10 protein-coding genes and 1 tRNA gene are annotated in these 10,363 nt (G+C 67.9%); 4 read left to right on the top strand and 7 right to left on the bottom strand.

Annotation, left to right across the window (positions count from 1 at the left end; all coding sequences use genetic code 11):
* Window positions 1-463: 463 nt before the first annotated feature.
* From VS93_RS30740 to VS93_RS24600, 3 genes are read left to right on the top strand one after another with little or no spacing between them, the layout of a single operon-like run.
* Window positions 464-1,327: an acyltransferase family protein gene (locus tag VS93_RS30740; protein ID WP_338022794.1), complete on the top strand. Its 864-nt coding sequence runs from the start codon at window positions 464-466 to the stop codon at window positions 1,325-1,327.
* Window positions 1,328-1,335: 8 nt separating this feature from the next.
* Window positions 1,336-1,704: a hypothetical protein gene (locus tag VS93_RS30735; protein WP_201776746.1), complete on the top strand. Its 369-nt coding sequence runs from the start codon at window positions 1,336-1,338 to the stop codon at window positions 1,702-1,704.
* 45 nt (window positions 1,705-1,749) lie between these two features.
* Window positions 1,750-2,400 (top strand): TetR/AcrR family transcriptional regulator, encoded by a 651-nt coding sequence (locus VS93_RS24600; protein WP_046472243.1) that lies wholly within the window; start codon window positions 1,750-1,752, stop codon window positions 2,398-2,400.
* A gap of 318 nt (window positions 2,401-2,718) precedes the next feature.
* Here the strand turns inward: VS93_RS24600 and VS93_RS24595 are convergent.
* From VS93_RS24595 to nadD, 4 genes are all read right to left on the bottom strand, one after another.
* A tRNA-Ala gene (locus VS93_RS24595) sits at window positions 2,719-2,791 on the bottom strand.
* Between the two features lie 111 nt (window positions 2,792-2,902).
* Window positions 2,903-3,529 (bottom strand): histidine phosphatase family protein, encoded by a 627-nt coding sequence (locus VS93_RS24590; RefSeq protein ID WP_046472242.1) that lies wholly within the window; start codon window positions 3,527-3,529, stop codon window positions 2,903-2,905.
* A gap of 84 nt (window positions 3,530-3,613) precedes the next feature.
* On the bottom strand, window positions 3,614-4,015 hold the full coding sequence (gene rsfS / locus VS93_RS24585) for a ribosome silencing factor (RefSeq protein WP_046472241.1): 402 nt from the start codon (window positions 4,013-4,015) through the stop codon (window positions 3,614-3,616).
* Between the two features lie 63 nt (window positions 4,016-4,078).
* A complete protein-coding gene (gene nadD / locus VS93_RS24580) occupies window positions 4,079-4,741 on the bottom strand; it encodes a nicotinate-nucleotide adenylyltransferase (protein ID WP_082127174.1) in 663 nt (220 codons plus the stop codon).
* Window positions 4,742-4,902: 161 nt separating this feature from the next.
* Here nadD and VS93_RS24575 point away from each other — a divergent pair, with 161 nt between their 5' ends.
* The gene (locus tag VS93_RS24575; protein ID WP_046472239.1) at window positions 4,903-5,964 is read left to right on the top strand and encodes a M48 family metallopeptidase; all 1,062 of its coding nucleotides are present in this window, start codon (window positions 4,903-4,905) and stop codon (window positions 5,962-5,964) included.
* A gap of 115 nt (window positions 5,965-6,079) precedes the next feature.
* Here VS93_RS24575 and VS93_RS24570 read toward each other — a convergent pair whose 3' ends face one another.
* The 3 genes from VS93_RS24570 to VS93_RS24560 form a co-directional block, all read right to left on the bottom strand.
* Window positions 6,080-7,576: an ABC transporter substrate-binding protein gene (locus tag VS93_RS24570; protein WP_052745972.1), complete on the bottom strand. Its 1,497-nt coding sequence runs from the start codon at window positions 7,574-7,576 to the stop codon at window positions 6,080-6,082.
* Between the two features lie 34 nt (window positions 7,577-7,610).
* Entirely contained in the window at window positions 7,611-9,446 is a 1,836-nt protein-coding gene (locus VS93_RS24565) for a P-loop NTPase family protein (protein WP_046472238.1), read from the bottom strand.
* A gap of 340 nt (window positions 9,447-9,786) precedes the next feature.
* Window positions 9,787-10,363 (bottom strand): SAM-dependent methyltransferase (locus tag VS93_RS24560; protein ID WP_046472237.1); only part of this gene is annotated, 577 nt, incomplete at its 5' end.

Raw genomic sequence — 10,363 nt, 5'->3', positions numbered from 1 at the left:
CCTTAACAAACCACCACTAGCGGTGGTTTGTTAAGGCGGGCGTGGGAGTTGACATCCTCTCTCGCCTAAAGGCGGGAGAGTCCAGCCAACGGGGCATGTCCGCCGCTGGTGGTTGACGCTTGGTCGCCCGGGCACCCCGAGGGCTCCACGTCCTGGCACCCGCAATGTCCTGGGGCGTTTGCCGCTTCGCCGCGTGCGCGATGTTGCGCGCGGCGTTGGTGTCGGCGTTCGCTGTATATCGGCAACCGGGCGGAACACGAACCTCCAGCCCGTGATCGAGAGGCCGCACATCGAACTCCTCCCAGCGCATACGAAGCTCCGCCGGGGCGGCTACTACGGATCACGCAGCGAGCGCCAAGACGGCAGAGAGTGACCGGGATTTCCCTGATTCACCCCTGAGGCGTCCCGGAGATGCTCGTGCGCGGGTGGAATGTCGTTCAGTGGCCCCCTAGACTGACTTTCCATATGGAAAGTAAATAATCCAAATGGAAAGCAGCGCGAGTCGGAGGCCACCCGAACAACCGGTACGGCTCCCCGGCGGCTGTACTATCTCGACACCCTCAAACTGCTGCTGATCGTGCTGGTCGTGGTGCATCACGCCATCCAGGCATACGGCCCGGCCGACTGGTGGTACGTCGAGGGCGCGGACGGTGTTGAATCCCTCTCGGTTCTCTCCGTGGTCAACGGATCGTTCTCGATGAGCCTCTTCTTCCTCATCGCGGCGTATCTGTTGCCCCCCTCCTACGACCGCAAGGGGGGTGGCAGGTACCTACTCGACCGGTTCCGCCAGTTCGGCCCACCGATCCTGGTCGGGTTCCTGGTGATCATCCCGGTGCTGATGTATTTCTACTACGTCAACTTCCGCGACTATGGCCCGATCGGTTTTGGCGCCTACTACCTCGACATCTACCTGGGCATGGGTGAAGAACCAGCGGATTGGTCCGGGCCGATCTGGCCGGATCGCCAGTTCGGGCACCTGTGGTTCATCCAGCACCTGCTGGTCTATGCGGTGCTGTACGCGGTCTGGCGCGGGTTCTGCGTGGGGGTGACGTCGTGGCGCGGAGCGAGCTCCCCGTCCCCGGCCCGCCCCGCCACGGCCCCTGGCGCAGGCACGATCGTGGGGTTTACGCTGGCCGTCGCCCTGGCAACGTTCATCCTCCGCGGCTGGTACCCGGTCGACCAGTGGGTGCCCGTTTTGGAGTTCATCCAGGCCGAACCGGCCGACCTGGCCCAGTACGCCGTGTTCTTCATCGTCGGGATCCTCGCCTACCGGCACGGCTGGCTGTCGGCGTTTCCCACCCGGGCCGGCTACGTCTGCTGGGCATAGCCGTTGTGATGGCCGCGGCCCACTTTCTCACCGGCTCCTGGCTGGATGGGCTCTACGCGATGGGTGGCTGGAATGCCGGATCCCTGCTGTGGTCACTGGTGGAGACACTGATGTGCACCGCTTGGATCATCGGGCTGCTCGTGGCCTTTCGGCAATGGGCCAATCGACCCAACCGGCTGGTGGCCGCGCTGGCACCGGTCACGTTCACGGTGTATGTGCTGCACGTGCCCGTGGTGGTCGCCCTGCAGTACGCCATGGCCCTCACACCAGTGGGCCCGCTGGCCGCCTTCGCTGTTGTGGCCGCGGGCGGCGCCGTGGCCAGTTTCGCGCTTGCCTGGTGCGTCCGCCGCATTCCCTACCTGCGGGCACTGGTGTAGCCCAGCAGACACGCCCACCCCAACGGCCACGGTAGGTTACCGAGCATGAGTGAGCCTACGGTCTCGGATCTGACCGCGCGCGCCCGTCTGCGGATGGCGGCGCTGCGGCTGTTCGCCGAACGCGGCTTCGCAGCCACCTCCACCCGCGCCATCGCCGCCGAGGCCGAGGTCTCCCACGCCCTGCTCCGTCACCACTTCGGCTCCAAGGACGGGCTGCGCCGCGCCGTGGACGACGACGTCCTCAACACCTTCGACGACATCCTCGCCGACCTCGACGCCCCCACCACCACAGACGAGGCGTTGGCCACCTTCGCCCACGTCAGCGCGCGCCTGTTCGGCGCTGACGAGCCGCGGTGCAACTACCTACGCCGATCGCTCCTGGAAGGCAGCACGGCCAGCGGCGAGTTGTTCACCCGTCTCCTCGATGGCACCCGGATCCGGCTCTCGCTGTTGAGCGAGAGCAGCGACTCCTCGATCGAATCGGACGCCAACGCGGACGCTGAGTCCGACCGCTTCTGGGCGCCCTACCAGGTGCTGTTCCTGATCCTTGGCCCCATGCTGCTGGAACCGGCGATGCGGCACACCCTTAACACCCCCGTCTTCGCGCCCGAGGTGCTGTACAGCCGCAGCGCCGCCAACCAACGGCTACTTGCCCGCGGGCTCCCCACCATCCAAGGAGGTGACAGCGGACAGTGACTCGCACGCTCCGGCGGGCTGTTGGGGTGGAGCGTCTTGCGTTCCCCATGAAGCCGCCACCACCGAAGAGCCTGGAGCCGATGTGGTCCGACGGACCCAACCAGACAGCGCACACTCCTGAGAACACAGGGGTCCGCGGGGAAGGTGCTGAGGACCGCCAACCAGCGGTAACCGGCTCGTGGACCCTGCAAGACCGCAGTACAATCCGCGCCTGCGGGGCGAAGCCCCGCATCGGGGGTCCGGGGAGTGTCCCCCCGAAAGAAACAGCGGCCTGCGGGGAAGATGACCGAAGGTCATCGACCGGCGCGAACCAGCTCGTGGAGCTATGGGGACTCGAACCCCAGACCTCCTCCATGCCATGGAGGCGCGCTACCGACTGCGCCATAGCCCCTCGGGGTCGGGCGGCCGTCCCGCCGACTCCCAGCACGATAACGGAATCAGGTCGCTTCGTCGAAACGATTCCGCGGTCCGGCGGGTCGGCCCGCCCCTCCCGGACGGTCCGCTAGCGGTCGTCGCCCAGGGGCCGTTCCTCGGGCAGGCTGGCGGCGTTGTGCTCCAGCAGCCGCCAGCCGCCCGACCGCAGCGGGCCGAGCAGCGACCATGAGCAGTTGCCGAGCGGCCCGAGCACCTCGCGCCGCTCGGGCGGCAGGCCCAGCATCCGGTTGATCCCGCCGCGCAGCGCCGCGCCGTGGCTGACGACGACGAGCAGCCCGTGCTCCGGTACCGCGGCCAGGCCGCGGAGGACGGCGTCCTGCACCCGCTCCCCCACGGCCCCGAGGTCCTCGCCGCCGGGGATGTCCATCCGGGTGTACTCCTCGGCCCAGCGCTCCCGGATCTCGCCGGCGGTCAGTCCTTCCCACGGGCCGCCGAAGCGTTCCCGCAGCCCTTTGTCGTACTCCACGCCCAGTCCGGCGCACCGGGCGAGGAAGGCCGCCGTATCGGCCGCGCGGCGCAGGTCCGAGGCGATGATCGCATCGGGGCGCATGGTGGCCAGCAGCGCCGCCGCCCGTTCGGCCTGCGCCACCCCGAGCTCGTCGAGGGGGATGTCCGTCTGCCCCTGGAACCGCTTCTCGGCGTTCCAGGTCGTCCGGCCATGGCGCCAGCAGATGACACGGCGGGTCTCGGTCACGGGCTTGTCTCCAGACCGTCGGGAGGGCTCGGCGGGATTCCGGCGTGCGCGGATACGGGTGTCGCGTACGAGAGTACGCCCCGGCTACAGATCGGCGCTGTCTGCCGGGGTGCGCCACCGCCCCTTGGCGGTCTCGGGAAGCGTGATCTCGGGGCAGTCCTTCCACAGCCGTTCCAGGCCGTAGTGACCGCGCTCCTCCTCGCGCTGGATGTGTACGACGATCTCGGCGTAGTCCAGCAGTACCCAGCGGCCGTCGCGTTCCCCTTCCCGACGCACCGGCTTGGCACCCGCGCCGCGGAGCCGCTCCTCGATCTCGTCGACAATGGACCGCACCTGGCGGTCGTTGGGGGCTGAGCACAGGAGGAACGCGTCGGTGATGACCAACTGGTCGCTGACGTCGTACGCGACGATCTCCTGCGCGAGTTTCTCGGCCGCCGCCTCAGCGGCGATGTTCACCAGCTCGACGGCCCTGTCCGTGGCGGTCACGATATAGCAGCTGCCTCCTGTGGGCTCTCCCCGCCTGCGGATCGTCTCGCGCCCGGTCGGCGGTCAGTCTCCGCCACCCGTCATCCGATCGTCGAGGTAGAGCCCGGTCTTGTTGATGTAGCGGACGATGCCATCGGGCACCAGGTACCAGATGGGTTCGCCCTTTCGGACGCGTTCCCGGCACTCGCTCGATGAGATGGCCAGTGCCGGTACCTCCACAAGGCTGACCTTCCCGTCGGGCAATCCGGTATCGGTAAGCCGGTGTCCGGGACGATTACAGCCTACGAAATGCGCGAGTTCGAAAAGCTCGTCTACGTTGCGCCAGCTGAGGATAGCGCCCAGCGCGTCGGCTCCGGTGATGAAGAACAGTTCCACGCCGGGACCGTAGTTGCGGCGCATCTCGCGGAGCGTGTCGATCGTGTAGGTCGGCCCTCCGCGGTCGATCTCGATACGGTCCACGCGGAACTGCGGGTTCTCCGCGGTGGCGATGACCGTCATCAGGTAGCGGTCCTCCGCCGATGCCACTTTCGCGGGGTCCTTCTGCCACGGCTGCCCCGTGGGAACGAACACCACCTCGTCCAGATGAAACAGATGGGCGACCTCGCTGGCCGCCACCAGGTGCCCGTGGTGGATCGGGTCGAAGGTACCGCCCATGACGCCCACGCGCCTCGATCGCCGGGAGTTCCGCCCCGCCTCTCCGAGCGTGTTCGTCGCTTCCTGTTGCACCCTGCCACTCCGTTTCGTCCCTCGCGCCGGCGCAACGCCGAGGGTAACCGATGCGCTTCCCCCCTATTCCGTGCCTTACCCGAACAATGGGGCGAAGATCGCGTCATATCTCGATCCCGGAAATCATGGCGCCCGGATCCCGCGCGACATAGCATTCGGGCATGGCCACCAATACGCCCGACCGCACACGCGTCCGACTCGCCGACATCAGTTCCCGGGCCTACGAGCATCCGGCCGACCGTGGCGCACTGGTGGCGCTGCGGTCGCTCAGGGGGTTCGACGAGGTTTTCAAACGCCTCTCAGGTCTGTTCAACGAGCGCGCCCTGCGCCTCATGTTCCTCGCCAGCGCCGTCCGCGTCAGTGAGCAGCAGTTCCCGGACGTGCACAACTACGTCCGCGACGCCGCCTACGTCCTCGACCTCGACGAGGTCCCCGAGCTCTACGTCCAGCAGAACCCGAAGCCGAACGCCATGGCCATCGGCAGCCAGCGGCCGTTCATCGTCATGACAACGGGTCTGTTCAACCTGCTCGAAGCCGAGGAGCAGCGGTTCGTGGTCGGACACGAGGTGGGGCACATCCTGTCCGGGCACGCCGTTTACCGCACCATGCTGCTGGCCCTCATCCGGCTGGCCGCGAGGGTCGCGTGGATCCCGCTCGGCTACATCGGGCTGCGCGCGATCGTGACCGCGCTGGAGGAGTGGTACCGCAAGTCCGAGCTCTCGTGCGACCGGGCCGGGGTTCTCGCCGCTCAGGATCCCGACGCGGCCAAGCGCGCCCTGATGAAGATGGCGGGCGGCTCGCGGCTGGTCGAGATGAACCCCGACTCGTTCCTGGAGCAGGCGGCGGAGTACGACCGCGGCGGCGACGCGCGCGACAGCATGCTGAAGATCCTCAACCTGGTGGGACACACCCACCCCTTCGCGGTGATCCGCATGGCCGAGCTGGACCGCTGGATCAAGGACGGCTCGTACCAGCGCATCATCGACGGCGAGTACCTGCGCCGCGGCACCGACAGGGACGCCTCCGTCGGCGAGGAGGCCCGCAACGCGGCCAACTCCTACCGGGAGTCCTGGGAGCGGACGGCCGACCCGCTCATCGGCACGCTGCGCGACGTGGCGGGCAGCGCGGCCGACGCCGGGGGCAAGCTGTTCGACACCGTCGCCGACCGCTGGAAGAGCGCGGGACGCCGGGAGAACGGCGGCGAATCCGGCAACCGGAGCTGACCCGACTTGGTCTGCTCGTCCCCGGGAGCGCGCGGGGTCCGCTCCCGGGGACGAGCACACCGGCCGGGCTGGGCACGCCCGTCTCCGCCCGCGGCCTTCCTCTCCTCCGAGGCCGTTACCGGACGGGGGTGATGTAGGGGTCCGTCGCCGCCACGTCGCCGGAGTACGGGTAGGGAACGATGGGGATGTGCTTGCCGCCGGGGTTGCCCCCGCGGTCCTCGGTGAAGCTCAGCGTGCCGCTGGCTCCCTGCACCGCGTGCTCCTCGTTCAGCAGCAGTAGCTTTCCTCGGACATCCGCGAGCGAGGGTGGGCCTTCGTCCAGGGCCAGGGGGTTGGTGAGCCGGATGGCGCTGACCGCGGTGGCAATGGTGTCGTGGTAGGTGATGGCGTAGCCGTTGTCCAGCGTCTCTGGGCCACTGCTCGGGAGTTCCCGGTAGTGGGCGTAGAAGTCCTCGAAGCCCACCGGAGTCTCGGTCTCGCCCCGGGCCCAGCCGGGGTCGACCCCTGTGGCCTGGAGGACCGTGATCTTGCCTTCGTCGAGTTGTGCGTGGGTCTCCTCGTCGCCCCGCGGGTACAGCCCGACCTCCGCGAAAAAGACGGTGAGCGGCCTCGCACGGCATATCCGCTCGCTGAGAGCCTCCAGGAATATCTCCAGGTCGTATGCGCGTCCCGCGAAGAAGACCATGTCCGGGTCCGCGCTGCAGATGTTCTGCGTGATCGGGTAGAACACGTCCGGCCCGCCCTGCTCGACCGAGGCACCCGGAAACGGTTGAGCGGGGAACTCGATGTAGGCCTCCAGTCGGGCCCGGTAGGCCTCGCGCAGGGTGGTGACGAACGTGTCCGACTTCGTGCTGTCCTGGACCAGGAGCCCCGACTCGAGATCGTCCTGGTCGTCCAGGTATTGACGGAGGGCGGTGGTGAAGTCGGTGTTGCTGGGGGCGATCCGGAGCATGCCTTCGATGTGCTCGTGGTCGAGCCCGTCGGCGGTCGTGGCCCCGGTGACCATGGGGATCCCCTGTTGGGAGAGGCGCTCCGCAGCCTCGATGGTGCTAGCGGTGCTGACCCCCTGTCCCACCACCGCGACCAGGGGAGCGTCGTCGTCGACCATCTGCTCCAATTGGGCCACGGCGGTCGGCCACTGCGCCTGGACACTGCCCTCGTTGGCCAGGTGAAGCTGGATGAGCGGGTCCGGATCCCCGAGTCCACGGGTGCGGTTGGCCCGGCGCAGTGCCACATAGGCGCCTTCGAGTGAGCTGCGGACCTGCTCGGGGTGCATGGGGCTGCTGTCCGTCGGCGTCAGTGTGGTGAGCAGTGCGATCTTGACGTAGGGCACGCCCTCATTCTCGGCCTCCCCTACCACCCAGTCGTTCTCGGCCTTGATCTTCTGCTCGATGTCCCGGAACTCCGGGTCGAAGACGAAGGAGCCGTCGGTGACGCCGACGCACTCGCCCCCTGTGTACCGGACCCCGGAGAAGCCCCCGCATCGGAGCTCGGGGACGGCCCACCACATAAGGGAAACGAGAACGACCAGGCCGACCCCGAGCGCCAGCCACTTCCCGATCCGCCTCCCCGGGGGTACGGGCGGAGAGGGGATCAGATCATCATGCCTCACATAACCTCCTGGAGGTACTGAAGAGGAGAGGGCGCTATGACCAGTACCGCGCCAGTTCGTCATGGCGATCAGCTTGGTTGTGCAGCTCCACCGGCTGGTCTCCGTGAACCGCGATCCTTCTGTAGTCGAGCGCGATCTCCCTGTGGAGGTCCGCCCGCTCCGGTCCGGTGCAGCGGTCGTTGGCCAACCACAGCCCGGCGACCACCCGGGCCACCTGCACGAGATGGGGCGGGGACTCGCCCGCCATGGAGCGCGTCAGCTCGATCTGCCGCTCGAAAGGCGTGGAAGGAGCGGTGTCCGGTGCCATGCGCGGTGCCTCGGCGACGGAGAGCAGCAGGGACAGCCAGGTCTGGGCGATCCCGTTTCCCGGGAGGTACTCGGTGAGTCTCCGGGCCGCCTCCGGCAGCTCACCGCCGGCGAGAGCGTAGTACAACTCTCCGGCGACATCGCCGTCTTCACGGCACCGGTCGCGCAATCCCCTCTGGACGGTCTCCCAGTCCCACTGTCCGGCTCCCCGCCGGGCCAACCGGCGCAGCAGTAGTCGACGCAGTAGGGCATGGGCCGCGGTCGCCCTCTCCTCGTCCCACAGGCCCGATTGCCAGAGGAGGTCGGGGTCGACCAGGCCGCTGTCCGAATACCGCGCGGCCAGCCATTCGGCTTCCTCCTGGGTGCGGGCGGCCGCGCAGGTGGTCAGGGGCTCCAGTGCCTCGTCGGGGAAGGGCCGGTGTTCGGGCTGCTTCAGCAGCGCCTCCACCAGGTTGTGGCACAGCCGGTCCTCGACGGTCGCCGTGGCCACGGCATCGTCGTCGACCTCCGCGGTGAGGAGCGCACCGATCCCGCCCTCTGCGGCAGGGGACTGCCTACAGGCGGTGTTGACCAGGAGCGCGGCCGCGGCCGGGTACCCGCCGGTGAGAAGCTGGATCAGCTTCGGGAGCCGGGGGTCCGCCTCTTCGGGCAGGTGGGATGCCAGCCAATCGGTTTCGGCGTCGGTGAACTCCGGCAGCGGGTGCTGTTCCAGGGCGTCGCCGGGGAGCGGCTTGCGGCTGCTCGCCACGACCAGCAGCGGTTCGGCCGCCAAGCCCGCGGTCTGGAAGTGCCGGCGCAGTTTCTGCAGGTGCTCGAGTACAGCACGGCCGAGGTCGGTGTGGGCGTTGTCGAGCAGGATGACGCAGTTGTACCGCCTGGAACGGGCCGACCTGCCGCGGTCGAAGGCGACGCGAACGTCGGCCAGAAGTGCCTCGACCAAGCGTTTGTCGCGTTGCCGGAGCCGCTGTGGAGTATGGGCCCACCGGTTCAGCTGGGCGAGCTCGTCGATTGGGGGGTACGGGAGCCGCTGGTCGCGGTGACCGTACCAGCTCTGCTCCCGGCGCAGCACCGACGGACTGCTCAGAGCGCGAGAGGCCACGGCTGTGACAAGGCGTTCGGTCGGGGCGCGCAGCAGCTTGGCCGGCAGCGTCGTCTGCGCCGTGAACACCTCTCCCACCATGTCTCCCACGATGCCGTCGAGGATCTCCTCGACGGCCTTGGGACGGTGGCGGATCTGGTTCTCCACCAACTCGCTCAGCTGGCGAAACGCCTGTTTCTGGCTGGTGAAGTCGACTTTCTCCTTAGTGACGGCCAGACCGAGTTCGAGCCGGGGGAACCGGAGCCTGCCGAAACCGCGGCAGTGCCGGCTGAGCTGGACTTTGATCTCTGTCAGGAATTCCGGAAGATCGGTGGGGGAATACTCCGCGCAGTCGACAAAGGCCCACGGGGTTTTCTGGTTCAGCGCACCGCCCGTCTGCTTCAGCAGGGTCGTCTTTCCGCTTCCGTCGACCCCGGTGAAGAGCAGGACCGGAGGACGCTCACCCTCGGCACCAGGAGTCGTCAAGTATTTCGCGACCCGCTCGATCTCCGGCTTGCGTAAAACAATTCGCGGTCCGGTGATGACGCTCTTCCGAGTGCTCAATGTCGGAATTCTCCGGTTGGGGGATGCTCGCCCGGCGAATCGGTTTTCGCCTTCCTGTGGCTGTCGCGAATCACCGCGATCCAGTCATGTTAACCGCGCCCCGTCCAGTGCGCAGCAGGGTTTCAACCGGAAAAGTGTCCGGAATCAGCCAGGTTGTCGGACATCGGATCACCGGCTGATGACGGGATTCTCTTGGCGGCTTTGCTCCGCACGTCGCCGGCCGCACCGAGGCGCGGGGCCGAACGAACGGGGCGCGTTCCGGTCAGGGCTTGCACCCGACCCCGCCGCCGGTCATGAAGCGGACGGCCGTTGAGGTGCTGTCGGTGACCGGCGTGTCCGGGCGCCACAGCGGAAGCGGCATGAGACCGGGCGGCAGGATCTCCAGCCCGTCGAAGAACCGGGTAAGTTCCTCGGGGGTGCGGACGCGGCCGGTGCCGAGCTGGCTGAGGAGCACGCGCTCCAGTTCCGCGCTCTCCGGCGCGTCGCCCAGCCGGGTGAAGTTGGTGATGAAGAAGAAGGAACCCGGCACCACGGTTTCGCGCAGTGCCTCGACGATCCCGTGCGGGTCCTCCTCGTCGAGCAGGTGGTGCAGGATCCCGCAGAGCATCACGCACACCGGGCGGTCGAAGTCGATCAGCGCCCGGACGTCCTCGTGCTCCAGGATCTCCCGCGGGCGGCGGATGTCGGCGGTCACGACCCTGGTGTGGGGGTTGTCCGCGAGGATGGCCTTGCCGTGCACCAGCACGAGGGGGTCGATGTCGACATAGACGACCGCGGCCTCCGGCGTGATCTCGTGGAGGACCTCGTGGGTGTTGCGTGCCGTGGGAAGCCCCGATCCT

This window comes from Allosalinactinospora lopnorensis, from assembly GCF_000981225.1.
GTDB lineage: Bacteria > Actinomycetota > Actinomycetes > Streptosporangiales > Streptosporangiaceae > Allosalinactinospora > Allosalinactinospora lopnorensis.
This window is presented reverse-complemented; position numbering and strand designations above follow the sequence as displayed.

Coding starts and splice junctions, on each gene's coding strand:
- VS93_RS30735 (WP_201776746.1), top strand. CDS start 1,336: ATGGCCGCGGCCCACTTTCTCACCGGCTCCTGGCTGGATGGGCTCTAC.
- VS93_RS24600 (WP_046472243.1), top strand. CDS start 1,750: ATGAGTGAGCCTACGGTCTCGGATCTGACCGCGCGCGCCCGTCTGCGG.
- VS93_RS24575 (WP_046472239.1), top strand. CDS start 4,903: ATGGCCACCAATACGCCCGACCGCACACGCGTCCGACTCGCCGACATC.